The sequence below is a fragment of the Candidatus Tisiphia endosymbiont of Dascillus cervinus genome (genome assembly GCF_964026405.1).
In the GTDB taxonomy this organism is placed as follows: Bacteria; Pseudomonadota; Alphaproteobacteria; order Rickettsiales; family Rickettsiaceae; genus Tisiphia.
This window is the reverse complement of sequence record NZ_OZ032146.1, coordinates 180129-205735: the sequence shown is the minus strand read 5'-3', so window position 1 is coordinate 205735 and position 25607 is coordinate 180129. Positions and strand designations below refer to the sequence as shown.

Here is a 25607-nt window from a genome sequence, read left to right as displayed (position 1 = left end):
TTATGTTAAATAATATTAGAAACGCTGCTGATAGTTTTGTAATGCGTGTTTTACTTGGAATGATTGCCTTTGCATTTGTTGGATGGGGAATTAAAGATGTATTACAGACTACCAATAATTTTGATTTGATTACATTTTCTGATGCAAAAACTATTAGTGAAGAAGATTTTCTAAAGGCAAAAGCCGAACAAATTCGTGTTATTCAAAAACAAACTGGAACACATCTTAGTGAAGAAAATATAAAGCAGTTGAATATTGATAATTTTATTATTAAAAAACTTATCAATAATCGCATTATGAATTATTTAGTACACTATTATAATCTAGATATAACTGATGATACTGTGATTCAGTTTATTAAAGAATCCGCTAATTTTAAGAATGAGCAAGGTCTATTTGACATAGCACTCTTTAAAGGTTTTTTAAAAAATTCTTATATTAATGAGGAGGACTATGTATTTGATGTTAAAGAACATACCTTAAATAATACTCTAATTAGTATTTTTATAGAATCATTTCAAACACCAAAAATAATGGTCAAAAATATCGTAGACTATATGGCTGAAACAAGAGAGGTCGACCTTGTACAAATTGACCTAAAAGCTCAACCTAAAGGTGCGTTTATGACTTATGCAACTCCGACCGAGTTAGAAGAATTATACAAGCAAAACCAAGCGTTATTTGAAATACCGGAAAAACGTAGCTTGTCTTATGTAAAAATATCAAGTGAAGTGTTAGGTAAGCAAATTCATAATAGCGATGAAGAATTATTGAAGTTTTATCAGGATAACCAAGAAGAATTTGCTAATAAAAAATTTAGCGAGGTACGAAAACAGGTTAATGAATTATTGCAACAACAAAAAATAGAAGAGCTGAAGCTACTGTTAGCAAAAAATCTAGAAGATGATGTGGCAGCTGGTTCAAGTTTAACAGAAATTGCCAAAAAATATGAATTACCAATACAGAATTTAGATTCTGTAAGTTATAAGGATTTAACTAATAATATACAAGATGAATTTCAAGAGTTGGCTAAGCCTGCGAGTGGCGAGCGGACTAGGCGTAGTCAAACCGTTGTTCCTACGCGAAGTCCCATCGTGCCACAACGCCAACACTTGAAAGGCAAATTGTATATTGATCTTGACCAAAATGCTGACAGTATTTTTGATCTTGCAGAAGGAGAATTATCATATCCAATGGAGTTAACTGATAAAGGAGCTTTTATATTGGTTGAAATTAAATCTATTCAGCCAAGTAAACTACAAGAATTCTCAGCAGTCAAGGATCAAGTATACGAACTATGGTATAAGCAATATATTAGAAAGATAAATTTAGGAAACATAGAGAGTCTTGCTAAAGAATATAAACCTGGTAAAAGTAAAAAACCTCTAGACATTACTACCAACCAAGCTGCAACTTTTTCTAGGTATGAAGTTCATAATAATCAGCAATTACCAACAGAATTACTATCAGCAATTTTTAATGCTAACATTGATTCCAATACTCCAGTTTTTCAGTCAAAAGATAAGGCGTATTTTGCTTATGTAAAATCAAAAAGAATTGATAAGACGAAAAGGCAAGAAATTCAGAAAAAAAATGAAGTAGATATTGCAGTAGCCATAAGAAACAATGTTATGGATGAGCTGATTAGCTATGCCATCAAGAAAAATAAAATGAAACAAAATAGTATGTGATCATGATATAAATATGACAATTTAGATAACTAATTTTAACTATATTGTTACTAAACCTTGCATATTAATATATATTAAGATTATATTATGTCATATTAATATAATCTTAATATGTGTTTATTATGTCAAAAGATCGTACGCTATTAGTAAGGCTTTCTACCGCAAAACAATTACTTGAGAATAAAATTTATAAGACAGAACGAGCTATAAAGTTGTTTGCTACTGATAGTAGTGTTTATGAGATATTGAAGGCTGCTAATTTGGAGGAATGTTGTAATTTTGTAAAAACTACGGAAGATAGATCATCAGCTAGTCAGGAATTAAAAGCTAGTTTAAAAGGTCTACATAGTCAACAATCTGTCTTATCAAAGTATAATACAGTTAATTGCAAAAAGTTTGAAGAACGTAGTGACCAAATACACACAATAATTCAAGCTAGAAAGTTACTTAAATGTATTGACCAACATGATTTTAAGGAAGCACTGAAGATTGCTGGGTTGAGCTATATAATTAAGAAGGGTGCACCAGGAATAACTAGAATATGGATAACAGAAAATACTTTTTTTAAAAATTTGGATAAATATTTAGAAGATAAACGGGAAGAATATAAGATAATACTAGAATCATATCAAGCTGAATGTGGAGCAAGTGCTCCAGCACTACCCCTATCAACTCTTCTTGAAGGATCAAGTAACTGTAATAATACGTATGTTACTAATAACAACCATCCAGCAGCAGATTCTGCACAACCTAGTGTAAATCAACCTTTATACCCGCAACTACCTCTAGATATTACAACTACATCCCCAATGTACTCTTACCCGAAAGTTCGTAAACATGCTGCCCCACCTCCTCCAATACCACCTCCATATAGTGAAGCAGTGCATGATGTTTCAAGATCAGAATCTGATGAGAATAACCTAGAGTTTTCAGGTATTGTATATCATCATGATTAAGCTCAGCTTTGTGGTTATACCACAATTGTTGAAAGTTAAAAAAATCGTCTATTAGCGAAGTGCTGTTGTAAGGCTTAAACCGTCATTGCGGACGAACGTACATGAACGTGGCAATCCATGAAGTTTGTCATATGGATTGCTTGACCTATGGTCTCCTCGCAATGACGTTTTATAGACGCCTTTTATAGACGTATTCGTAGGTAGCCACGTACTATATGTACGCCTAGCACCTAGACCCTTTGACTCTTACTACTATCAGGATTTTGATTCTATCGTATATCAACTCTTCATTTACGAGTAGTATATTAGACCTCTTTCGAAACTCGCTTGTGCTGAGGGATTTGAAGGAGACGCTTCACCTCGAACCGCAGCGTACTCTAATGTACGTGAGGATTCGAGTACCGCATCGACGTACAAATCACCAGCAGAAGTAGAGTTTCGAAAGAAGTCTATTATTCATCTGTATTGAAATTTAATAGTTCATTAGCAAATTTATAATGGTTTTTACAATAAGTAGCAGCCACGTATAAAAAATAATCATCCTCTATATTTACTTTTTTCAAGAGTACTTTTTTATAGAATCTTTCGTAAGTAGTAACGGTAATTAGGTCGGCAGATGACAAAGTACCAAGTACAGACCAAAGTAGAGTGTTAATTGTTGTATGCCGTATATCTTCATTAATGAGGATGGTGACAGGCTTATTATTGCAGCTCATTACCCGGCGGATTAACTTACCAAAAGTACTGTGGTCATAAGGTCCTTTAGATTCGATAATTTCAACTATTGTTAATCCATCTTGTTCACTAGTAGCACTAACATCATCTCTAAGTTTTAGATCCTTAGGATGGTCATAAGCTGGATCAAGAAAGATGATTGCTTCAGAAGGTAAAGTTGTTGTATATGTCATAGCAGTATCCCCTTTGTGATTAAACTTAAAGTTATCAAGTTTTAACCACCAAAGAACCTTGAGAGATTACTTTGGCGATCGGGGAGTTAGTAAACTGTATAGCATAACAGCTACGCTAGCCTTTAGGTTTAAGGTTTACACCTTAAACCCTGAACATAGCTAACATCTCCCCGATCATAACAATCGAGGATTACACCTTTATTCGGCAGATGTGTTCCGATGCTATAAGAGGTTACTACACCCCAAAATAACTTTGCAGTTACTTCATTTTTAATTTTAAACTATACTCCTATAAAGTCAATAATAGAAAAACTTATGCGAGGATAAAAAAGGTATTATACACAATTTGCTCACAGCAATTATTCTTAAAAATTTTTCTTTTTACCCCTTGAACTGTTACAAAATCAAGCATATATAGAATACACATTATTAAGTATTAAATCTATGGAGGTAAGAATGTCTTTTAGACCATTGCACGATAGAATTGCGGTAAAACCAATTCAACAAGAAGAAAAAACAAGTGGAGGAATTATTATTCCTGATACAGCAAAGGAAAAACCAATACAAGGTGAAGTAGTAGCTGTAGGTAAGGGAACAAAAAGTGAGAATGGTACTGTCCATCCATTAGAAATTAAAGTAGGAGATAAAGTACTTTATGGCAAATGGGCTGGCACTGAAGTAAAAGTTGATGGTTTAGATTTGGTCCTTATGAAAGAAAGTGATGTCATGGGCATAATTGCATAACTATTGAAAGTTAGTAAATACAGCTTCTTTATACGTCTATTAGCGAGAAGGTCGTAAGGTCGACGAAGCAATCCAGTAACATCATTTATCTATAGATTGTTTCCTGGATTGCTTCGCTTACGCTCGCAATGACGTTGTGGTATAGGTATTTGTAAACTTTTAACAGTTATGGGCATAATTAGTTAATAATTTATTTATTGTAAGGAGAATATATATGGCAGCAAAATTAATAAAACACGGTTTACATGCACGTGAACAAATGCTAAAAGGTATTGATATTTTAGCTGATACCGTAAAAGTAACATTAGGTCCAAAAGGTAGAAATGTTGCAATTGAACAATCATTCGGGGCACCAAGGCTAACCAAAGATGGTGTAACTGTTGCAAAAGCCATTGAACTAAAAGACAAAGCTCAGAATTTGGGAGCTCAATTAGTGAAATCTGTGGCTAGCAAAACATCTGATGTTGCTGGTGATGGAACAACTACCGCAACTGTTCTAACTCAAGCAATAGCAAGAGAAGGTAACAAAGCAGTAGCAGCTGGTTTTAACCCTATGGATATAAAACGTGGTATAGATTCAGCTGTTAACCTAGTAGTTGAAGAAATTAAGAAAGCTAGTAAAAAAATCAGCAGCCAAGAGGAGATTGCTCAAGTTGGTACTATTTCATCAAATGGTGACAAAGAAATTGGCGAAAAAATTGCCGTGGCGATGGAAAAAGTTGGTAAAGAAGGCGTAATTACCGTTGAAGAAGCTAAGAATTTTAGTTTTGAAGTAGATGTAGTTGAAGGTATGATGTTTGATAGAGGCTATCTATCACCATATTTTGTTACTAATTCCGAAAAGATGGTAGCAGAATTGGAAAATCCGTTTATCTTACTATTTGAAAAGAAATTATCAAATTTACAACAAATGTTACCAGTACTTGAAGCAGTAGTGCAATCAGGACGTCCTTTACTAGTAATCGCTGAAGATGTAGAAGGAGAAGCACTTGCTACTCTGGTAGTAAATAAATTACGTGGTGGGTTAAAAGTTGCGGCAGTTAAAGCTCCTGGCTTTGGCGATAGAAAAAAATTCATGATGGAAGATATCTCTATTTTAACAGGTGGTCAGCTTATCAGTGAAGAGCTTGGTATGAAACTGGAAAATGTTAATATCAAAATGCTAGGTACTGCTAAAAAAGTTACTATTTCCAAAGAAAATACCGTTATAATTGATGGTGCTGGTAGCAAGGCGGATATCGCTGCTCGTTGTTCTCAAATTCGTACACAAGTTGATGAATCTAGCTCAGATTACGATAAAGAGAAATTACAAGAGCGTTTAGCTAAACTTGCTGGTGGCGTAGCTGTCTTAAAAGTTGGTGGTGCTACTGAAGTTGAAGTAAAAGAAAGAAAAGATCGTGTTGAGGATGCATTGCATGCTACTAGAGCTGCAGTGGAAGAAGGTGTTGTTGCTGGTGGTGGTGTTACTCTTTTCTATGCAGCAAGATCCTTAGAGTCGTTAAAAAGTACTAATGAAGATCAGCAAGCTGGTATTAACATCGTTAAGAAAGCTCTACAAGCTCCAGTAAGGCAAATTGCAGAGAACGCTGGTATGGACGGAGCTATTGTAGTTGGAAAACTTACTGATAGTAAAGAGAAAAACTTTGGCTTCAATGCTCAAGATATGACTTATGTTGATATGATTAAGGCTGGTATTATCGATCCAACTAAGGTCGTGCGTACTGCTTTACAAGATGCAGCATCGGTTGCTTCTTTGATTATTACTACTGAAGCATTTATTATCGATGAACCAGCTGATAAAGATGAGCCTGCTATGCCACGTGGTGGTGGTATGGGCGGTATGGACTTCTAACGCTCATTTCTTCATACGAATAACACTTTACCCCAACTCTAGATAAGAATTAGTTAATTCTTATCCAAAGTTCGCGTACTTTGATGTCATCCCTCTGCTTTTTTGTAGGGATGACATCTTTTTATTAATAGACCTCTTTCGAAACTCGCTTGTGCTGAGAGATTTGAAGGAGACGCTTCATCTCGAACCGCAGCGTACTCTAATTCCGTTACGGATTCGAGTACCGCATCATTGTCCAAATCACCAGCAGAAGTAGAGTTTCGAAGGAGGTCTAATGTACTAAAGTAATTTTTACCGGAAGCTTATCAGATAACTTTAACCAAATTTTATCAGTAGTATAAATTTCCATATTATAATAACTACCAGTTGCTATGCATGCTCTGTCACCTAAAGATAAACCATAATCTTTTGTTAAACTTATTAACTTGCCTGCTTTGATACTTATACTTTCAGAAAATGGTATGATGTCTGGAACTATATCTGTTATAATTGTATCAATTTCATTTTCTTTTATATTAGATCTAGTTAAGACAGAAACTAATTCACTTAAATTAACTGATGATAAGGCACTACTTGCAATAACATCCTCTAATATTTTATAACCTGATTCTTGTTTTAATAAGGCAATGATTGCAGATGTATCTAATAAAAATTTCTTAGTCTTGATTAGAGATTTAGAACTTGTTTGCATCTTCGTTCCTCATCAGTTTTAGCTCTTTTTGTAAATCAATATTCTTGTATTTACTTAAAATATTTCTAGCTTTTTCTATATTAGCATGATAAGTCGAAACTATTAATTCAGAATCTTTATATTTAATGGACACTTCATCACCAGCTTTAAGATGCAGTTTTTTCCTAATTTTAGCGGGGATAGCAAGTCTCCCATTACTGTCTATATAACTTTTTAATGCTGTCATAATATATACCGATAATGTTAAGATTAATATAAAGATATAACTATATACATAGTAACTAAAATTATAAAAATGGTCAATTTAATAAATACTAGATAAATACTAATTTTAATAATCCTGCTTTTTAGTCTAATTTTTTAATTTTAGATTTCTAATAAGCGAGTTTGCCAAAGATATCTATTAATAAAATTTACTTTGCTATAAGCCGGATACATGACTGCATTCGATTTTTAGGTCGCGGGAATCTTAATTCTTGAAGTTCTACCTGAGTATGCTAAAGAACCTAAGCAAGGGGTAGATATGTTTGTTGCTTATCAGAATAAGTAAAAATTTGCCCAGTTTTTATATCAAAAAACCATAAATGAATAGTTAGCTCTTTCTTGGTCACTAGTTTATTAATCCATGGAAACGTCATACAATTTTGATGTGATTGTTTAAGTGCTAATTTTGTATAATCATCAGCATTATGATGTCTAAAATTAGGTGTTTTTATTAGAGCAACCCAGTTGGTTATAAAATCATTCTGCACTCTATCGTCACTATTTAATAATTCTTGAATTCCTCCACATTGGCTATGTCCTAATACAATTAAGTGTTCAACTTTCAAAAAGCATATTCCAAACTCTAAGGCAGCACTTGTGCCATGATGAGATCCATCTTTTTCGTAAGGAGGAACAATATTTGCTACATTACGTACAACAAATAAATCCCCTGGATCACATTGTAGTATTAATGCCGGATCTACTCGTGCATCACAACAAGCAACCACCATAATCTTTGGTTGTTGACCATCACGGGATAGACTCTGCATAATAGATTTATTACCATAAGCATATTTTTTTCTAAATAGCTGATAGCCTTTTAGTATTTTTTCAAAACTTTGTTGCATATATGACCCTCAAGACGTCACTACAATTATAGCAGATATTTTTCAAGCACTAATAGATTTTAAATTTTTGTAGGCATACCATCCCAACGTTTTATTAAATCAGTATTAATATCAAAAATATCAAGAACCCGCGAAATTGAATAATTTATCATGTCATCCAAGGTTTTAGGTAAACTATAAAAAGCAGGTACTGGAGGTGCAATTATCCCACCATAATTCGTTACTTTTAACATATTTTCTAAATGACCTAGATGTAAAGGAGTCTCTCTTATCATCAACACCAGTTTTCTTCGTTCTTTTAGTGTAACCCCTGCTGCTCTACTGATTAAATTATTCTCAATACTGCCAGCAATTGATGCAAGAGTTCTCATGCTACATGGAGCTATGAGCATACCAAATGTCCTAAAAGCACCGCAAGAAACCCTAGCACCAATATCAGAAAGATTGTAACAGTAATCTGCTAGATCTTTTACTTGTTCTATGGAATAATTCGTCTCATGTAATATGGTAAGATGAGCAGATTTTGAAATAATTAGATGACTCTCAATATTTATCTGCCTCAGAATCTCAAGTAACCTTATACCATATATTGCTCCAGAAGCTCCAGAGATTGCCACAAGTAATTTTTTTTTATTATCGCTAGTCATAGCTATATTTTTTCCTTTCAAAGTGTATTTGCTTATATTAAAATGATGCTTGGTTTACAAAAAACCAAGCTTTTAACTGATTATGGAGTTTGCAGATGAGTCTCATGAGCCACATACAAAGTTTACAAAAAAAACATAATGATTTAGAAAGACTAATAAATACCGGATTTTTGCATTTGCAAGATAATACTAAAGTCAGGCAGTTAAAGAAACAAAAATTAATATTAAAAGATAAAATTCTATTGCTATATAAAGGTTTCACCAAGAATGCTACTATCTCTCAGAAGTAAAGGATTAGTTATTATTTTGTCTTCGCCCTCGGCTACTGGTAAATCTAGCTTAGCTAGAGCAGTTTTAAAAATCGACAGTAATCTTAGATTATCCATTTCTGCAACTACTAGAAGGTCAAGAACAGATGAAGTTGATGGAGTAAGTTACTATTTCAAGACCAAAGAGGAATTTAATAAATTAATTGAGCAAGATGCATTTCTTGAATATGCAAATATTTACAATAATTATTATGGAACACCTAAAAAAGTTGTAGAAGACTTACTAAGTCAAGGGTTAGATGTTTTGTTTGATATAGATTGGCAAGGTACAAAGCTAATAAAAAAAACCTTGCCAAATGTAATTACAATTTTTATTTTGCCACCGAGTCTTAGTATTTTGCAACAACGAATTAAAAATAGAGGGCAAGATAGTAAAGAATCAATAAAGTTGCGTGTGAAATTGACCACTAAAGAAGTGTATTATGCCAAACAATATGATTACGTAGTTATTAACGATGATTTTGATACCACTCTTGAAACAATATATTCTATAATCACTGCTGAGCGATCGAAAAGAATAAGACTTGATTTAGGCAAGTTTTATAATGATTGGCATGACCAACTCTGATGTTATCCCACAACTGTTGAAAGTTTACAAATACCTATACCACAGCGTCTATTAGCGAGCATAAGCGAAGCAATCTAGGAAACAACCTATAGATAAATGATGTTACTGGATTGCTTCATCGGTCTTACAACCCTCCTTGCTAATAGACGTATAGAGAAGATGTATTTATTTACTAACTTTCGACAGTTATGGACGTTATTCCAAACAGTAGAGTTTACTATTACCCACAAATATTTATAGGGTTAGCCAACCGCCAACCTTGGATTAGTTAGACAAAATTTCTCTCTAACGGTTCTACATTATTTATTTCTTTTATAAATTGCTCTTGTATTGTTTGCAAGTTATCTTGAAAATTATCCCAAAAATTTTTAATTTCTTGTTCGTAAGCAACCAGTTCAGACATAGTCCAATTAAATTGTTCAAAAAGTTTATATAAATTATTTAGTCCGATGTGCAGAACAATTATATTAAGTAATTCTGGAGAAAATAATTTTTTTATCCTTGCTTCTTGTGCTTCTTTATATTCACCATGATTAGCGATGCCAAACTCTGCTATATCATGCATTTGACTAGTCCGTACTTGTATTTCCACATTACGTCTAGATATACCAATAGTAGTCACAATATGCAAGGAACTATAGCCGTTATCTTTGGGATTAACAATATAGTCTTTATATTTTTCATGGTTACTAGGATATATATCATTAATAATATCCAGTACTTTATAACAGTCTTCTAGCGTATCAACTATAATTCTAAAAGCAATGAGGTCAGTTAATTGATAAAAACCAATACCTTTTCTTACCAATTTCTTTACGATAGAATAAGGGTCTTTTAATCTGCAAGATATCTTCGCTACTATAGAATTCTCTTGCAATTTAGTACTAATAATATCAGTGATATTGTGTAAATTATCAATATCCTCGTATAACATAAAATGCACACTGTTACTTTAATTATTGATTTAGATTATTATATATACTTTACTATCAAGAATTCGCAAGTATTTACGAAGGCAATTCTTCAAAAGCATCGAATATACCTGTAATATTAATAAAAACTATTACTCTGTCAAGATCAAATTATTAATTTATAAATAAGAAAGATTTTCCAAATGATATAATTTGTTAAACAATTTTTATATCGAATTGAGATTAATGTACTTAGTGTTTAGTTATTTTATGTTATTATACAATCAGTTGATTTGAATTTGCTATGTTATAGAGAGGATAGGGTGAGAGTTTTAGTAGTAGGTGCTAATGGTTTTATTGGTTCATATATCACCGCTGAGTTATTAAAAGATAATCATGATGTAGTTTGTGCAGTTAGAGATATAAAAGCTACTAAAAGAAAATTTCCTAACCTAGAAATTTTAGCTTGTGATTTTAACAATGATACTGATCAACAAAAGTGGCTTAACAATTTACAAAATATTGATGTAGTCATTAATGTATCCGGAGTGTTAACTTCAACTAATAACAACAAAATAGAGAATGTTCATTTCTTTGGTCCAAAAGCTTTATTTGATGCATGTATTTTAGCTAAAGTAAAAAGAATTATTCATATTTCAGCTCTTGGTATAGATAATGAGAAAACTACTGACTATGCTATAACAAAGAAAAAAATTGACAATTATTTAAAAACTTTAAAAAATATTGATGGGGTGATTTTACAACCATCGCTTGTGTATACAAGTGGTTGTTATGGAGGTACTTCATTATTTAGATCTCTTTCAGCTTTACCTTGGTTTATTCCTTTAATAGGAGATGGATCACAACAATTCCAACCCATACATATGGATGACTTAACTAAAGTGGTTGTTAATTGCACTAAAAGAGAAGGAAAAATTTGTAGAGTATTAAAAATAGTTGGTCCAGAAATAGTTACAGTAAAAGATATATTGATTAATTTTAGGAGCTGGCTTGGTCTAGATCCTGCCAAACTAATAAAGATTCCTTTAACATTCATTAGAATTGCAGCTAAGTTAGGAGACTTTTTTAGTATAGGGCCACTTAATAGCACTTCATATAATATGTTATTACAACCAAATATTGCCGATAAGAAAGATTTTATCAATTTTACTTCTGTCGTTCCAAGAAATTTTGAGCAAGGATTAGCCACTGAACCTCTTACTGTCCAATCACTATGGCATGCAAGACTTTTTTTGTTGAAACCACTATTAAAAATCATTTTAGGTTTATTTTGGATTATGACAGGCGTCATTACGGGGGTTTTTACTTCAGAACGAGGTCTGAAAATAATAACAGAGTTAGGATTTAGCAAGCAAATTGCACAAATTATGTTATATTCAAGCTGTCTTGCTGATATAATTCTTGGAACTCTGATGATTATTAAGCCAAGAATTATAGGAGTATGTATACTACAGATTTTATTAATGCTAGCTTATACATTTTTTCTAACCTTTCTTAAGCCTGATTTATGGCTAGAACCCTTGGGGGTACTGACTAAAAATATTCCTATAATACTTCTTACTCTTTGTCTTACTTGCTATAGAAAAGGATAAATAATGGATTGGTATTCTGTCGTCAAAACTATTCATATCATTAGCTCCACTATTTTGTTTGGTACAGGTATTGGTATTGCTTTTTTTATGTGGTGGGCGAATAAAACCGGGGATTTAGCAGCCAAAATTTATGCAGCACGTACTACGGTTATTGCCGATTTTCTCTTTACTACCACTAGTGCTATTATTCAACCAATTAGCGGCATAATATTAATCAATATAGTTGGATATGATTTCTTTGATTTATGGCTTGTTCTAACTTATTTAGGATATGCTATTACAGGGGCATGTTGGCTACCAGTAGTATGGATTCAAATACAATTACGGAATATTGCAGTCAAAACATTAAAAAATAATGAGCAATTACCAGCACAGTATTATAAATTATTTAATTTATGGTTTTATCTTGGCTGGCCAGCATTTATCAGCCTAGTTATTATTTTCTTTTTAATGGTTTTTAAGCCGATGTAAAATACGCGAATTCGGGATAAGAATTGACAAATTCTTATCCCAAATTCGCATATAAACGTACATTAGGAATTAGAAATGAAAATAGCTACTTGGAATATTAATTCTATAAGAATAAGACTACAACATTTACGGGACTTTTTAACAGAAGTAGATCCAGACATTGTTTTGTTACAAGAAATCAAGTGTGAGACTGATAAGTTTCCTTTTGATGAACTATCAGATCTAGCATATAATTTCTATGTGTATGGTCAGAAATCCTATAATGGTGTAGCTATCTTATCAAAGTTTCCAGCTGATGAAGTGGTAAAAGACTTTCCGGGTATTAATTGTACTAATCAAGCACGGATTATAGAAATATCTCTACAAACTCCTATAGGTTTTTGTAGTATCACTTCATTATATGCACCTAACGGTTCATTGGTAGGTAGTGATAAATTTAAAATGAAATTAGAATTTTATGATAATTTAATTAATTACTTCGAATCCAAAAGAACTCTTGATACTAAGGTGATAGTTGGAGGAGATTTTAATATTGCTCCTTTTGATATTGACGTATACTCAGCAAAAGAGTTACAAAATACTACTTGTTTTACTAATGAAGAAAAACAACGATTGAGAATTATTTTAAATTCTAGTTTTGAGGATTTATATAGATTATCAAATCCTACTAAGCAAGAATTTTCTTGGTGGGATTATAGAGCAGGTTGCTTTGAACAAAATAAAGGTATGCGTATTGATATGATACTTGCATCAAGCAATGTTGCAGATTATCTAAATGATTGCTACATGCATTATAATCTACGAACTAAAATTAAGCCTTCTGATCATATACCCGTTGTTGCTATCATTAGTTAACCTCAAATATCGATGTACGCGAATTCGGCATAAGAATTTGTCAATTCTTATGCCAAATTGGGGTGATGTAAGACATCGGTTTAATAGCCTAGGGTGTTCCTTGCGTAAATAGGGGGCTAAAAAAATAGCATGTATTGCCAAAAAAAAGTTAAAAAATGGTTACAAAAAAGTTTTATAGAAATAAAGAAGATTTTATTTGTGATATATGTAGTGAATTGGTACAAGGAAATGGCTATACTAACCATTGTTCAGCATGTTTCTATAGCAAACATGTGGATATTAACCCTGGGGATAGAGCCTCTAGATGTAATGGACTAATGCAGCCAGTTTCCTATAAACTCGACAGTAAAAAGGGCATAATTCTAACTCATAAATGCCTTAAATGTGGAGAATATAAAAACAACAAGCTTGCAAGCACAGATAGCGTAGAGAATTTGCTAGATGTTTTCAGTTATGCCTGAATATACCCCAATTAGGGATAAGAATTAGTTAATTCTTATCCCTAATTGGCTTTAATATAAGGAAAAATGCATTCTTAAAGCGGCTAACGCGAATGCATTTTAAACCTTTCTAAAGCTAAAAACATGATTTTAATCTTTTAAAATCATGTTTTTAGCAAAATATTAATTTAACAATCAGATGCAGAGCCGTCTCAAATCTGATTGTTTCGATAATTTCACCTTGGGATAAGAATTGACAAATTCTTATCCTGAATTCGCGTAATATCAGGGCAATGGCATAAATTCTATCACCATTACGATGGCTCAAACATTTTCGGGTTAGCTACAGATTCAGTCTGTTGTGTTTTTATTGCCACAAAGTATCTCTATAACACTATTGATTAATGCTCATAATAGTTTTTTAGTTTGTCTTAAAGAAAATAGTATGCTATATATACCGAACTAGGTAGCCTAAGTGGAATTTGGAGAGATTTGTGTTTCACGGGCATTATTTGAGAATCTAATAAGGGAATTCTTGTCTATATAATTTAAGGAGAAATATTATGAAAAAGTTGTTTTTAATCGCTGCTACAAGTATGGCTCTTTTAACTTCTGCTACATCTTTTGCTGAAACAGGGGGGTTTTATCTTAAAGCTGAAGGTGGTGCAGCTATGTTGAATAAAGAAAAGGGTAAATTACCTAAATTACCTAAAGAAATGGAAAACTTATCTTTGACACAGAAAGTTAAAAGAAGTGCTGTTGTTGGTCTTGGTGCTGGTTATTATGCAATGGATAATGTTAGAGCAGAATTGACACTTGATTTCCTTCCTAATGTAGAATTCAAAGATTCTATTACTGCTGCGATGGAAAAAGAGGAGACAAAGCTCCAAGGAACTCTAGCATCAAAGCGTAAAGGGCAAGTAATATCATTGTTGCTCAGTGGTTATGTTGATTTGTATGATGCAGGTTTTGCTAAGTTCTTTGCAGGAGCAGGTGTTGGTATGGCTCAAATAAAAGAGAAAGCAACTCTAAATGGACCTATAGTGACTACACGTAACACTACAGAGGTTAATCGAAAATCAATCGATATATCCACAAAGTCTAAGAATTCTAATAATTTTGCTTATCAGTTGAGTGTTGGTGCTTCTGCTAATGTGGCTGATGGTATAAATGTTGAGCTTGCCTATAGCTGGAGAGATTATGGAGCAGCAAAACATGGGAAAGGGAAAGAAAGCAAATCAGAGAGTGCTTACAGAGGTCACAATTTAATGGCTGGCTTAAGATTTGATATCTAATAGTAAATAATTTATAGATTTATTATTTTTGTTCTACAAAAGAAGAGGGTTTTTGGTAACCCTCTTCTTTTGTTATTTGTAGGGTTATCTTGAAAATAAGCTAGCGGATTAGTTTAATTTATAGTAAAATGTAAATTAAAAAATAGAATTATGAAAAATTTACTCTTAGTAACGATTATAGCTATTTCACTTTTAGTCTCTTTTTCCTCTTTGGCTATTGAAAATCAATTTTATTTGAAAGCAGAGGTTGGGGCGAATAAAATGGCTAATATTAAGTTAAATGATAAAAAACTAAAGCAAAATACCGCTATGTTTCTTGGCGGAGGTTTGGGTTATTATATTCTAGATAATGTTAGAACTGATCTCATGCTTGCTTGGATTGCTAATCATCAATTTAAGCATTCTTTTGCCGGTACAGACTCAAAAATTAAGCCTCAAATTGCTACTTTAATGCTTAATGGTTATGTGGATATTGTTGATATAAGTATTTGTGAATTTTTTGTTGGTGCTGGTGCTGGAGTTGGTCAACTAAAAAACCAAATTACTAAGAATAATGGTGTATCAGTTTCTGGTGGTAAAAAAAATAACCTAGTCTACCAGCTTACTCTTGGAGCTGCTACAAAGTTAGCCCCAGGAGTAAAAGTTGAAGCAGCTTACAGTTGGAAAGATTTTGGTAGCACAAAAGAAATAAAAAATCATATTAAGTCATTAGCATATAAAGGTCATAATGTATCACTTGCCGTTAGGTTTGATGTGTAATATCATAGTACCCTACATTTTTCTATAATCGTCATAGTAAGGCTCTTTAGATGCCGTAGCGATCTAGGTAAACAGCGAGGCTGTTTTTTTAGAGTAACGCTTCGCGTACTTGGATTGCCGCGTCGCCGCTTTTTCGCGACTCCTCGCTAATAGACGGTTTAAGACTTACAACAGCACTTCGCTAATAGACAATTTTTTAACTTTCAACAGTTGTGGAATAACATCATTGAACAATTCGGACACTATATGAAAATACCATACCATTGTGATGTTGCCAAAAGGGTTATATTAAAAGAATCTGCTGCATTAGTTGAATTATCTAATAATATTCCTAGTGATTTTAACAATATAGTAGATTATATAATTAACTGTAAAGGTAGGGTTATTTTAACCGGTATAGGAAAGAGTGGTTATATAGCTCATAAAATAGCAGCAAGTTTTGCTTCTACCGGTACGGCTGCTTTTTATCTGCACCCAGCTGAGGCTAGCCACGGTGATCTTGGTATGGTAACTGACAATGATGTAGTATTTATGTTGTCTAATTCAGGAGAGACCAGAGAATTATTTGATATAATGAAATATTGTAAGAGATTTTCTATAAAAATAATTGCCATGACTATGAATGCCAACTCTACTATAGCAATCAATAGTGATTTCCTATTATTAATACCAAGAATCAATGAAGCATCTTATATTGCCGCTCCAACAACTTCTTCAGTAATGATGTTATCTCTTGGAGATGCACTTACTACTTCTGTACATGAAGCACGAGGCTTTTCTGAAGATGATTTTCGGTTGTATCATCCTGGGGGGAAGATTGGAGCGAATCTTATAAAGGTAGAGAGCTTAATGCGGGTGAAAGATCAGTTGCCTTTAGTATATGCTGATACCTCATTTACCGATACTATATTGGTTATGAATCAAAAGAGTCTTGGATGTGCTATAGTGGTAGATAAAGATTTGAGTTTGGTTGGTATTATAACAGATGGAGATTTGCGTAGACATATTAATGATAAAATAGATATGAAGTATGCATGCGATGTAATGACTTCTAATCCAAAACAAATTTCTCCTTTAAAATTAGCGGGAGAGGCTTTAGATATAATGAATAGTAAATCGATTACTAGCATACCAGTAACTGAAAATAATATGGTGATTGGTATTGTTCATATCCATGACTTACTTAGGGCAGGAATTAGTTGATGAATGTCCATGATAATGTTACCCCAATTCTAGATAAGAATTAATTAATTCTTATCCAAAATTCGCGTATAATGTTGGCAATATTATGGTTAAGATTCCCTTCATAGATAAAGGTAGTAGTGCTATCATTTCATCTTATAGACGTTCAATTAGTCTATCAAAGATCTTATCTTGTTTAGGAATAATATTAACCTTATGTTTAATTTATATAAATTTAAATCCTATCAGTAATAATTCAAAATCAACGGAGGATAATAGTAGCAATAGTGCTTTTAATCCAAATGATAAAGATTATGAAATAAAAATTTCAAATTCAATTTTTAAGGGGTTCAATAAAAACTTAAATCCTTACCAGATTCAGACTGTGCAAGCAGTTAGGACTTTAGGTAATCAATATAAACTAGAAGAAATTAATGCTACATATAAAATAAATGACAACAAATACTTAGTGATCAGTGCAAAAAATGGTATATTGAATGAGAGTAGTCACATATTAAAATTAGAAAATGATGTACAGTTTTTTTTAGGAGAAAGCACATTAAAAGCACAAGAAGCACAACTGAATCTACTAAATAAAGAAACATATAGTAACACAGGAGTGGTATTATCTTATAAAAATTGTAAAATTACTTCTAATAATTTTAGTGCTACACATGATAATGATATTATAAATTTCAAAGGTAATGTATCGACGGTTATTGATGTATCGGATTTTTAGCATGATTTGCTATGTATTGTTTTTTCTAATCATGAGTTCATCCGTAGCTTATGGGAAACATCCGTACTCAAAGCATTCGAGTATGGATAGATTATATATTCATTCTGACAATTTAATAATTGATCAAACTAAGAATCAAGCTTGTTTTACAGGAGAGGTGATTTTGTGGTTTGATGATATGATGGTAAAAACAACTAATTTAGAAATTTTTTATAAAACAGTTGATAATAAAAAAACTATTGATTACATCTCCATACCGTCAAGATTGATTGCTAAGAGGAGTAATGGTCAAGAGTTACTAACTGCTACTTCTGCAAAATATTTTGTAGAAAGAAAAGAACTAGTACTGCTTGGTGATGTAATAGTACAGAATAAGGATGGTATTATAAAAACTGACAAACTAGTATATTATACGGAACTCAATAATATAGATTATAGCAAATCAAAAAATTAGTTATGTAAGAAATTTTTAAAGTATGCCGCATTTAATAATAGAGAAATTACAAGTAAGTAGTATTTCAAAATCTTATAATAAGAGAGTGATCCTAAACGACGTATCTCTTCAATTAAAAACAGGAGAAATAGTTGGTCTTTTTGGTCCAAACGGTGCAGGTAAAACTACCTGTTTTAGTATTATTATAGGACTTACCAAACCAGATAGTGGAGCATTATTTTATAATGATCATGATATTACTCATTTACCAATTTATTTAAGAGCTAGGTTTGGCTTTAGCTATCTTCCTCAAGAACCATCAATTTTTCGTGGGCTATCTGTAGGAGATAATATTAGATTAATGCTAGAGATTTTAGAAAATGACCAAGAAATTATCGAACAAAAAACATTAGATTTGCTTAAAGAATTTTCTATTATTCATCTAAAAGACATGCCAGCAATAGGATTATCCGGCGGAGAAAGACGTAGGCTAGAAATCGCAAGAACAATAGCACTAGATCCCAAATTTATTATGCTTGACGAACCACTTGCAGGCATTGATCCGTTAGCAATTGAGGATCTTAAAAATTTAATTGTTCACTTACGTAACCGCAATATCGGCATCCTAATTACCGATCACAATGTTAGAGATACTCTTAATATAGTTGACAGAGCCTATGTTATTTACGAAGGAAAAGTCCTATTAGAAGGAACTCCACAAGAAATAGCCACAAGCTATCAAGTAAAGGAAGTATATCTAGGGCAATCTTTTTGTTTGTAATACCATTTCCGAAAACTAATCATCACGTCGTCGTACTTCATGATCTCCGCTCCTCACGTACTAGTTGTCCACACTACTGGACAAAAGAGATGGTGTGGTTGCAAGAGTTAGTAAATAGAGTATTTTAGATTGAACACAAAAAAATCTGTGGTACTCTATGTTACTAGCCGAATTACTATATAATCATTTTGAGATGAAAGATACAAGACTAAATACGTTCAAGGGCATAATAAAATCATTAATGTTGTGTCGAGGAAGCAAATATAAAAATATGGCAGAAGAAATAGAAGGAGTGTAAATTGTAATCAGGTTTTGACCCCCTATTGTAATATTTTTGTCTTACTTGGCATAACCTCTCTCTTCTAATTGAGAGAGACTTATACTCTATTTACGAACAATTACCTTGTTACCAAATACGGTCATACACCTTGTTATCGACAAAATTTTCAAAAATCTATTAGTACCTAAAAAATATATGCTATACTTAATGCTACAATTGTAGTGCTAACGTCAAAACGATGGAGCTACGGCGGGGATCTAAAAAAATCTCCTGAAAGAGGAGGTGTTTATATATTTAACCCCTGCGGGGTGACATAGTAGTGATTGGCAAGGGGTAAGAGACTATTATTTTGCACTCATTTTGCTTTGAAAAAGTTAATCATTTTTTTCATATTTAGGCATTTTAGCATTTAAGCGATATTGATTAATTCCATCAATGTGAGATATAACTTCTTTCTTAATAAGTTCTTTTCTTTCCTCTATTTTCTTTAATACTGCTTTACTATACTCTAAAGATTGATTATCCCCATTAGCTTCAGCTTTCTCACGCATAATTTCATAATGTTCTTGTCTGCGTGCATATTTATCGTTATCTATTAGTGTCTGCTCAATTCTATAAGCACTGTCAATCATATTACGAGTTTGAGTATCCGTTGCTTTTTCTCGCATGAATCGCTCGCCCATCAACACGGGATTCTCCCCCTTATCACCTTCACCTTTAGCTAAAGCATCATATATCTCAAAGGCAAGTTTTTTGTTAGATAGTTCTGCATAATATGCAATATCTGCTGTTCTACCCTGTAATTCAAGCTTGGCTAGATATTCAGGAGATGAAATATCTTCCTGAACAGCAATGGTTTCTTTATTGATTTTAGTTAGAAGTTCTTGATGTTCCAAAGATATTTGCTGATCCTTAAGTGATTCACTATGGGTTCTAAGTCTTGGATCATTATAATTAAAATCTTCCCACTCTGCTCCAGTTAAGTTACCCTCAAAAGCATCCCGTAAATCTTTACCAACAATAGCAGTAAGTGCTTCTCGTTTTAATCCTTCATAACCAGCATATATTCTCTCTCCTATATTTTTACGCTTCTTATCACGTAGCTCTCTCTTTTCATCAACACGCCTATTCATCTCTTGCCAACTTTTGAGAGGTGCTATATTTTTACCAAATAACCCTATTCCCCTTGCTGACATTGCTTGATGTGTATCCACATAAGCTTGCTGGAAATCTTGGGTAAACTTTGCATCACTCGCTAATTCTCGTAAAGTTTTACCATCTTTAGTTTTCATTAAATCATTAAGTTCTTTCTTTTGCTCTTCGCTAAGAGAATCATATTTTTTACCTTCTCCAAATTTAAGAGCTGCTAAATGATCCTTAAGTTCTGCATAACTACTGCCAGTAAATTCTTTAACTTGTCCATCAGGTTTAATAGTTTCCATAACCTCGCTAATAGCCCTTTGATAATCACTTCCATCTTTAACATTAACGTCTTTATAATCTATACCATAAGTTCTTTTTACTTCACTTAAAACACTAGATTTTACTGCTTTTGGGTCAAGTGCCTCTTGGGCTACACCCCCCATCATCCAATCTTCATACTGATCGGCAACAAACATACTTGCCTTCTCAGTTACTTGATCTACCCTTTGCTTGACAGCACCGAAAGCATAATTTGCAGGTCTCTCTATTTGCTGTTGAATAGGGGCAAAAGCAGCTTGTCCAATTGCTTGTAAATTTGTTAGATTACCTGAGGTGCTAGATAAGAATTTAGCACTTGAAACAGCTATATCATTAAATTTACTTAGTAAATAAACACATACAAAAATTAACAATAATCCATCCAGCTGAACAAAGTGACCACTGAAAAAATTATCAATTCTTCTTACATCTTGGACTAAATCTAAAAATGGTAATTCAACATATCTTTCTTCGATACATTGATAAGCTAAACATAGGTTGCCATCAGGCGAGCCATCATCGATGCGATGATCAACAGGCACTAATATATTAGCCTTTGTTTTAGAAAATTTGCCAGCTTTCATTGGAGATGGAAACCACCAATAAAATATTGAGTCTCCAAGACTAGTGTCTAGATCTTCATTCATACTACCAAATATGTCATTTATCGGACCTAAATTTGGGAAGTCATACTTACATACCCCAAAACCAAGTGAAGAATATATTTCTGTTCTGATAATCATTGAAATAAAAGCAATACCAGTAAATAATATAATTGGTTGTAGTGCATAGGAAATCAGCTGTCTTAACCAGTTTTCAAATAATGAACGCGTGATACCAAATAACATAAAGCAAATGAATATTGGAGCCATTATGATAATCATCCCAACGGTTATCAGTGCCGTAAGATATATAATAGTAGCCTTAAATACCATCATGAAGATAAAATAAAGGGCTATCAAGAATAAAATTATATATATAAATCCTAACGGATCGACAAATAGTAATGAAAATAATTTTGCCATAGTTTGCGGGGCTATCATTAAACCTATAATACTCCAAGACCCAGGTCCGGTAGCCGCTGTTTCTTTAATTATTCGTAATATTTCCTCTACCCCTTCCATAAAAAACACGAATAAGTAATCATGAAAAAATTGCCAGCTACTAGTTGAACTAAGTAACGTAGATACTATACTAACTTTTACTATTCTAATTATTAATTCAGTATGTGTGAGATTAACATTGCCAATCAGGAAAGAAAACCCTGTAAACATAATATACAAAGTTAATAGAGCCGAAACAGATACACGATACCCTGGTGTTTTAATAATACCCTCGTAAATTGACCTAACTAGCCCATGATTCTTACCATCACCAAATAACTCAGCTTTTATTAAATTCGTTAAAAATTCAATAGGGTCAGGTCTAGTGTCAGTGACCCCAGATTTAATAACTACACGATACTGACCATTATTATCATCATAAAATTTATCTAAAATCTTAAAATATAATGGGCATTGAACGTATTTAACTTTATCCTCACCTTCATATTGATAACTTATTCCTCCAGCTTTTACTAATTCCCCTCTTTTATTAAGATCATAAAGTTCATAACCAACAAGAGGTTCACCAAGGTGGGCGGTAATGCCATAGGGTGTACGCTGTGTATCCAAAGAGAGATTAGGATTTTTATCACGCTCAGCAATTAACATGTATAGCCCTACACCATTTTTAAATAAACACGGTGCATTACTAATTTTGGCATCCTTACTACTAGTACACATCCTGCCATCTATAAATTGGCATATTTGTAGTCTCTTACAAAATTCAGATAAAGTATTGGTATTCTTTTCTTGACCATACCACGCACTCCAAGCTGATAATTCTGTAGAGTTGTTTTTATCTCCTTTAGAATAATCCCAAGTTTTTACCAATATAGTAAGTGGTTGACCATTTACATTATATCCAGTATTGATCCAAGGAGCTGTTTGATTATCTTGTTGTTGACCACTTAATTCTTCTTTTTTATATCTTGAAGAAATTACAAATTTTATAAAGCCAAAATCATCTGCATCAATGCACCTATCGCCAGTACATCCTGAAAGGCACAACATAGAAATTAATAAAATAGCAAAAATATTCTTCATTTATAAAAACCTAGGATTAAATAGTAATTATTCCTTTTTATTAGATCCATCATCTGCTTCACCACCAGTGTCTAAATCATTTCTTGAGGCAAATATTTTGCCAGTATATTCTTTCTTGCCGTCAAGATCACTTTTCCTAGCTTTATAATTTTGATCTATCACCTTATCTTTAAATATTCTAGCTGGAGCAAAAGCTAGATCCTTGACTGGTCTTGCCACAGATTCCATATCCTGCATAATAGATTTTGTAGGATTATCAGGCCTTTGGAAATCACCCTCTTGTCTTGCAGGTGTTACGTTGGTCAATTGAGCAACTACTATAGTCACATAATCGACGAGTCCATAACACATTAGGCAATAAGCATAGAATAACAAGCTACTGGTAAATATTACCAAGAATGTCCCGGTAGAATTTAATAAATCCTGTGCATTATTAATTTCCGTAACATCCGGTGCAAAGAAAGGTATCCCAGGTAAAAATGGTAATTTAAACGAAAAATTAATCGGCATGTTCATATGCGTTAAATCTAATCCTATCTCTATTGGGATGAACGTACTATCCCAACATGCTCTTACCACAATTTTTAAAAGTTGTTCAGACATCACCTGATCTATTAATAGAAAAAATATTAATAATATGGTTGGTTGCATCATGTAACTAAATAAAGTAGATAACCAGTTATCGAAAATGCTTTTTGTCTTCTCAAATAGTACCAAAATTATGAATAATGGTGCTAAAGATATCATAACCGCAAGACTAATATATGCTATAACGTAACCTATGATAACTTCCAAAATAGCTCTAAAATAAAGCGTCAGAGAATAAATAGTTATGATAGCAACAAAAGTAAGACCATTATGGATTTGGAGTAATTGTATAAATAAAAGCCCCCAAAATCTGCCATTGGTATATTTATCAAATATTGGATCAATAAAACCAAAAATGTTAACTGTAGAACTAGTAAGCCCTACTACATTGGTCATTAGATAGTCAGTACCCTTAATAAAGGCATTAAATAAGTAATTATTGAAAAAGTTCCAACTATCATCTCCTATTAGTATTACTATCAAAGTTATTTTTATAATTCTTGTTAATAAGTCTTTGGCAGTTATTTGAATAGCACCCGCTAAAAAGGTTAAAGCATATATTATTACGTAAAGAATCAATGCAGCTTTTATGATTCGGTGTAATGTTACATTTTTAGTTAGTTTAGTATAAAAATTCATAGTAAATTTATGAAACTCATCGGTAATAGGTTTAACTGCCCCGTTATATACAATATCTGAAAACCAAGTACTCCCCGTATAATTAGCATAATTTACCTTAATTAACCCCATTACCTCTTTATTAGGATTCTTTACTCTAACCCATAAATAGCCATCTTTGTCAGCATCAGTTGCAAAATCTTGGTTGATTTGTGTACCCACTAGCGATGCAAGTGGTGTCCCACCATCTTTCATTATTACATATTCAACTTCTATGTCTTTTTGTTGTGCATCACTAATACTCTTATCACCATTACCTATTTCCACCATCATAATGTAGCGTCCAAAATGTAAAAAACTACTACTTAAGTCTACAGCTGGGCTACTAATATAAGAACTAAGTTCATTAATATCTGAAAAAGCTCCAATCCAATCACTCATTAAAGGTTTGTCTAGGGAGGTAAACATGCCTTGGATTGACCAATCAGTTAAAAAATCTAAATCTCCAGCAATATCAGATTTATAATATAAGAAACTCTTTTTTAGAAATTTAGAATATACAAAACTTTCCGCTTCTCTCTTTATAATCTGGTTATTTACTAGTATCCTCATCCCTCTCCCTTGATCATAGAAGCACACTGGAGAGTTATCTTTATCATTAGCAAAATCAGGACAAATTGTAATAATCTGTTGTATAGAACCTTGGGTTAACGGTTTACCAACTAATACTAACTTATCTAAAGCCTTATATTTGGTACTTGCTCCAGTACCCTGACACACTTTATCCCTTGAGGGGTCAATAGAATAACACAATTTTTCTGCAGTTGAATATAGTATTTTATTATCAAGGTTGCTATTTGTATAAAGTGACGGAATTCCTAACATATTATTGTCAAGCTCTGACTTTAAAAAATCTTCGTCAGTAGCTACACTAAAAAAATCTCCTGCTCCTGCAAGAGTTATATTTATTACATCACCTTTTTCTACCCGAATTTTCTGACGATTTTCAACAAAATTAAAATAGTCTACATAATTCTGCATTTTGCTAAATGCTAGACTTATATAATCTTTAGTTGGATCAGTTGCCTTAAATTTAGGAAAATTAGTAGCTTCATACTTTTTAGTTAAATGATTAAAAGTTTTAATAAATATTTGTGGTCTATTGAACCTTGGATCTATACGGTACATCACTCGGTATTTTCTTGGACTACTTACAGCTCCACTAGTACTCCAGTCAAACTTAATGGCTTTATCTTTTTTGACATAGTTACCAGTAGAATTCCATTCATTTGGTTTTGTAAGGTCTAAAGAAATGCTACCTTCTTGAAAACTATTGAATTTTGGTACTTCTAGACATGCTGAAAATAGAGCTGCAAGTCCACTTAAACTCGAACTCATCCAATCAAATTTAGCATCTTTCTCACTATCATCAGCTTTGACAGGATTACAGGCTAATAGAACTACTAAGGCAATAAACAGTTGCCCTTTAAATAGAAAATCTACCAACAAAATTAGATACCTGAAATTTCTCATCCT

Annotated in this window: 25 protein-coding genes; 17 read left to right on the top strand and 8 right to left on the bottom strand. The window is 32.7% G+C overall.

Going from position 1 to position 25607, the window contains the following annotated elements; genetic code table 11:
• The first annotated feature begins 2 nt into the window (after positions 1 to 2).
• Entirely contained in the window at positions 3 to 1691 is a 1689-nt protein-coding gene (locus AAGD19_RS00925; protein ID WP_341747937.1) for a peptidylprolyl isomerase, read from the top strand.
• 122 nt (positions 1692 to 1813) lie between these two features.
• The gene (locus tag AAGD19_RS00920; RefSeq protein WP_341747936.1) at positions 1814 to 2647 is read left to right on the top strand and encodes a hypothetical protein; all 834 of its coding nucleotides are present in this window, start codon (positions 1814 to 1816) and stop codon (positions 2645 to 2647) included.
• 452 nt (positions 2648 to 3099) lie between these two features.
• On the opposite strand, the gene AAGD19_RS00910 is transcribed toward AAGD19_RS00920, so the two are convergent.
• Positions 3100 to 3555 (bottom strand): hypothetical protein, encoded by a 456-nt coding sequence (locus AAGD19_RS00910; protein ID WP_341747935.1) that lies wholly within the window; start codon positions 3553 to 3555, stop codon positions 3100 to 3102.
• Positions 3556 to 4011: 456 nt separating this feature from the next.
• Between AAGD19_RS00910 and AAGD19_RS00905 the strand changes: the two genes are divergently transcribed.
• Positions 4012 to 4299: a co-chaperone GroES gene (locus AAGD19_RS00905; protein WP_341747934.1), complete on the top strand. Its 288-nt coding sequence runs from the start codon at positions 4012 to 4014 to the stop codon at positions 4297 to 4299.
• 214 nt (positions 4300 to 4513) lie between these two features.
• The gene (groL, locus tag AAGD19_RS00900) at positions 4514 to 6151 is read left to right on the top strand and encodes a chaperonin GroEL (protein ID WP_341747933.1); all 1638 of its coding nucleotides are present in this window, start codon (positions 4514 to 4516) and stop codon (positions 6149 to 6151) included.
• A gap of 271 nt (positions 6152 to 6422) precedes the next feature.
• Here the strand turns inward: groL and AAGD19_RS00890 are convergent, their stop codons facing one another.
• The 4 genes from AAGD19_RS00890 to AAGD19_RS00875 all read right to left on the bottom strand — a co-directional run bounded on the left by AAGD19_RS00890 (position 6423) and on the right by AAGD19_RS00875 (position 8601).
• Positions 6423 to 6842, bottom strand: coding sequence for a type II toxin-antitoxin system VapC family toxin (locus AAGD19_RS00890; protein WP_341747932.1), 420 nt, complete (start codon positions 6840 to 6842; stop codon positions 6423 to 6425).
• Positions 6826 to 7068 (bottom strand): AbrB/MazE/SpoVT family DNA-binding domain-containing protein, encoded by a 243-nt coding sequence (locus AAGD19_RS00885; protein WP_341747931.1) that lies wholly within the window; start codon positions 7066 to 7068, stop codon positions 6826 to 6828. The genes AAGD19_RS00890 and AAGD19_RS00885 overlap by 17 nt, the downstream gene beginning before the upstream one ends.
• 280 nt (positions 7069 to 7348) lie before the next feature.
• Positions 7349 to 7954, bottom strand: a complete 606-nt coding sequence (locus tag AAGD19_RS00880; RefSeq protein WP_341747930.1) for a carbonic anhydrase — start codon at positions 7952 to 7954, stop codon at positions 7349 to 7351.
• Positions 7955 to 8013: 59 nt separating this feature from the next.
• Positions 8014 to 8601, bottom strand: a complete 588-nt coding sequence (locus tag AAGD19_RS00875; RefSeq protein ID WP_341747929.1) for a UbiX family flavin prenyltransferase — start codon at positions 8599 to 8601, stop codon at positions 8014 to 8016.
• A 95-nt stretch (positions 8602 to 8696) separates the two neighbouring features.
• On the opposite strand from AAGD19_RS00875, the gene AAGD19_RS07440 reads away from it, so the two are divergent.
• Together AAGD19_RS07440 and gmk are read left to right on the top strand one after the other, a co-directional pair.
• Entirely contained in the window at positions 8697 to 8891 is a 195-nt protein-coding gene (locus AAGD19_RS07440; protein ID WP_341762615.1) for a DUF465 domain-containing protein, read from the top strand.
• Positions 8869 to 9498, top strand: coding sequence for a guanylate kinase (gene gmk, locus AAGD19_RS00870; protein ID WP_341747928.1), 630 nt, complete (start codon positions 8869 to 8871; stop codon positions 9496 to 9498). The genes AAGD19_RS07440 and gmk overlap by 23 nt, the downstream gene beginning before the upstream one ends.
• Before the next feature lie 268 nt (positions 9499 to 9766).
• On the opposite strand, the gene AAGD19_RS00865 is transcribed toward gmk, so the two are convergent.
• Complete coding sequence (locus AAGD19_RS00865) at positions 9767 to 10432, bottom strand: bifunctional (p)ppGpp synthetase/guanosine-3',5'-bis(diphosphate) 3'-pyrophosphohydrolase (RefSeq protein ID WP_341748409.1); 666 nt, start codon at positions 10430 to 10432, stop codon at positions 9767 to 9769.
• A 300-nt stretch (positions 10433 to 10732) separates the two neighbouring features.
• Here AAGD19_RS00865 and AAGD19_RS00860 point away from each other — a divergent pair, with 300 nt between their 5' ends.
• The 11 genes from AAGD19_RS00860 (at position 10733) to AAGD19_RS00810 (ending at position 19275) form a co-directional block, all read left to right on the top strand.
• On the top strand, positions 10733 to 12022 hold the full coding sequence (locus AAGD19_RS00860) for an SDR family oxidoreductase (protein ID WP_341747927.1): 1290 nt from the start codon (positions 10733 to 10735) through the stop codon (positions 12020 to 12022).
• A gap of 3 nt (positions 12023 to 12025) precedes the next feature.
• Positions 12026 to 12493: a DUF2269 domain-containing protein gene (locus AAGD19_RS00855; RefSeq protein WP_341747926.1), complete on the top strand. Its 468-nt coding sequence runs from the start codon at positions 12026 to 12028 to the stop codon at positions 12491 to 12493.
• 75 nt (positions 12494 to 12568) lie between these two features.
• Positions 12569 to 13348: an exodeoxyribonuclease III gene (gene xth / locus AAGD19_RS00850; RefSeq protein WP_341747925.1), complete on the top strand. Its 780-nt coding sequence runs from the start codon at positions 12569 to 12571 to the stop codon at positions 13346 to 13348.
• A 155-nt stretch (positions 13349 to 13503) separates the two neighbouring features.
• Entirely contained in the window at positions 13504 to 13809 is a 306-nt protein-coding gene (locus AAGD19_RS00845; protein WP_341747924.1) for an RNHCP domain-containing protein, read from the top strand.
• 542 nt (positions 13810 to 14351) lie between these two features.
• Complete coding sequence (locus tag AAGD19_RS00840; RefSeq protein ID WP_341747923.1) at positions 14352 to 15083, top strand: outer membrane protein; 732 nt, start codon at positions 14352 to 14354, stop codon at positions 15081 to 15083.
• 150 nt (positions 15084 to 15233) lie between these two features.
• Complete coding sequence (locus AAGD19_RS00835; protein ID WP_341747922.1) at positions 15234 to 15842, top strand: outer membrane protein; 609 nt, start codon at positions 15234 to 15236, stop codon at positions 15840 to 15842.
• 246 nt (positions 15843 to 16088) lie between these two features.
• Positions 16089 to 17045 carry a KpsF/GutQ family sugar-phosphate isomerase gene (locus AAGD19_RS00830; protein WP_341747921.1) on the top strand — a complete coding sequence of 319 codons (957 nt, stop codon included), beginning with the start codon at positions 16089 to 16091 and terminating at the stop codon, positions 17043 to 17045.
• Positions 17046 to 17130: 85 nt separating this feature from the next.
• On the top strand, positions 17131 to 17763 hold the full coding sequence (gene lptC, locus AAGD19_RS00825) for an LPS export ABC transporter periplasmic protein LptC (protein ID WP_341747920.1): 633 nt from the start codon (positions 17131 to 17133) through the stop codon (positions 17761 to 17763).
• A gap of 82 nt (positions 17764 to 17845) precedes the next feature.
• Positions 17846 to 18217, top strand: coding sequence for an LptA/OstA family protein (locus AAGD19_RS00820; RefSeq protein WP_341747919.1), 372 nt, complete (start codon positions 17846 to 17848; stop codon positions 18215 to 18217).
• 22 nt (positions 18218 to 18239) lie between these two features.
• On the top strand, positions 18240 to 18977 hold the full coding sequence (lptB, locus tag AAGD19_RS00815; protein WP_410520816.1) for an LPS export ABC transporter ATP-binding protein: 738 nt from the start codon (positions 18240 to 18242) through the stop codon (positions 18975 to 18977).
• Positions 18978 to 19134: 157 nt separating this feature from the next.
• A complete protein-coding gene (locus tag AAGD19_RS00810; protein WP_341747918.1) occupies positions 19135 to 19275 on the top strand; it encodes a hypothetical protein in 141 nt (46 codons plus the stop codon).
• Between the two features lie 356 nt (positions 19276 to 19631).
• Here AAGD19_RS00810 and AAGD19_RS00805 read toward each other — a convergent pair whose 3' ends face one another.
• Positions 19632 to 22865: a type IV secretion system protein gene (locus tag AAGD19_RS00805; RefSeq protein WP_341747917.1), complete on the bottom strand. Its 3234-nt coding sequence runs from the start codon at positions 22863 to 22865 to the stop codon at positions 19632 to 19634.
• Positions 22866 to 22892: 27 nt separating this feature from the next.
• Complete coding sequence (locus AAGD19_RS00800) at positions 22893 to 25580, bottom strand: type IV secretion system protein (protein ID WP_410520815.1); 2688 nt, start codon at positions 25578 to 25580, stop codon at positions 22893 to 22895.
• Positions 25581 to 25607 lie beyond the last annotated feature (27 nt).

Bases quoted from the DNA above. Each gene is read 5' to 3' on its own strand.
- AAGD19_RS00925 (WP_341747937.1), top strand. From the start codon at position 3: ATGTTAAATAATATTAGAAACGCTGCTGATAGTTTTGTAATGCGTGTT.
- AAGD19_RS00920 (WP_341747936.1), top strand. From the start codon at position 1,814: ATGTCAAAAGATCGTACGCTATTAGTAAGGCTTTCTACCGCAAAACAA.
- AAGD19_RS00910 (WP_341747935.1), bottom strand. From the start codon at position 3,555: ATGACATATACAACAACTTTACCTTCTGAAGCAATCATCTTTCTTGAT.
- AAGD19_RS00905 (WP_341747934.1), top strand. From the start codon at position 4,012: ATGTCTTTTAGACCATTGCACGATAGAATTGCGGTAAAACCAATTCAA.
- groL (WP_341747933.1), top strand. From the start codon at position 4,514: ATGGCAGCAAAATTAATAAAACACGGTTTACATGCACGTGAACAAATG.
- AAGD19_RS00890 (WP_341747932.1), bottom strand. From the start codon at position 6,842: ATGCAAACAAGTTCTAAATCTCTAATCAAGACTAAGAAATTTTTATTA.
- AAGD19_RS00885 (WP_341747931.1), bottom strand. From the start codon at position 7,068: ATGACAGCATTAAAAAGTTATATAGACAGTAATGGGAGACTTGCTATC.
- AAGD19_RS00880 (WP_341747930.1), bottom strand. From the start codon at position 7,954: ATGCAACAAAGTTTTGAAAAAATACTAAAAGGCTATCAGCTATTTAGA.
- AAGD19_RS00875 (WP_341747929.1), bottom strand. From the start codon at position 8,601: ATGACTAGCGATAATAAAAAAAAATTACTTGTGGCAATCTCTGGAGCT.
- AAGD19_RS07440 (WP_341762615.1), top strand. From the start codon at position 8,697: ATGAGTCTCATGAGCCACATACAAAGTTTACAAAAAAAACATAATGAT.
- gmk (WP_341747928.1), top strand. From the start codon at position 8,869: ATGCTACTATCTCTCAGAAGTAAAGGATTAGTTATTATTTTGTCTTCG.
- AAGD19_RS00865 (WP_341748409.1), bottom strand. From the start codon at position 10,432: ATGTTATACGAGGATATTGATAATTTACACAATATCACTGATATTATT.
- AAGD19_RS00855 (WP_341747926.1), top strand. From the start codon at position 12,026: ATGGATTGGTATTCTGTCGTCAAAACTATTCATATCATTAGCTCCACT.
- xth (WP_341747925.1), top strand. From the start codon at position 12,569: ATGAAAATAGCTACTTGGAATATTAATTCTATAAGAATAAGACTACAA.
- AAGD19_RS00845 (WP_341747924.1), top strand. From the start codon at position 13,504: ATGGTTACAAAAAAGTTTTATAGAAATAAAGAAGATTTTATTTGTGAT.
- AAGD19_RS00840 (WP_341747923.1), top strand. From the start codon at position 14,352: ATGAAAAAGTTGTTTTTAATCGCTGCTACAAGTATGGCTCTTTTAACT.
- AAGD19_RS00835 (WP_341747922.1), top strand. From the start codon at position 15,234: ATGAAAAATTTACTCTTAGTAACGATTATAGCTATTTCACTTTTAGTC.
- AAGD19_RS00830 (WP_341747921.1), top strand. From the start codon at position 16,089: ATGAAAATACCATACCATTGTGATGTTGCCAAAAGGGTTATATTAAAA.
- lptC (WP_341747920.1), top strand. From the start codon at position 17,131: ATGGTTAAGATTCCCTTCATAGATAAAGGTAGTAGTGCTATCATTTCA.
- AAGD19_RS00820 (WP_341747919.1), top strand. From the start codon at position 17,846: ATGGATAGATTATATATTCATTCTGACAATTTAATAATTGATCAAACT.
- lptB (WP_410520816.1), top strand. From the start codon at position 18,240: ATGCCGCATTTAATAATAGAGAAATTACAAGTAAGTAGTATTTCAAAA.
- AAGD19_RS00810 (WP_341747918.1), top strand. From the start codon at position 19,135: ATGTTACTAGCCGAATTACTATATAATCATTTTGAGATGAAAGATACA.
- AAGD19_RS00805 (WP_341747917.1), bottom strand. From the start codon at position 22,865: ATGAAGAATATTTTTGCTATTTTATTAATTTCTATGTTGTGCCTTTCA.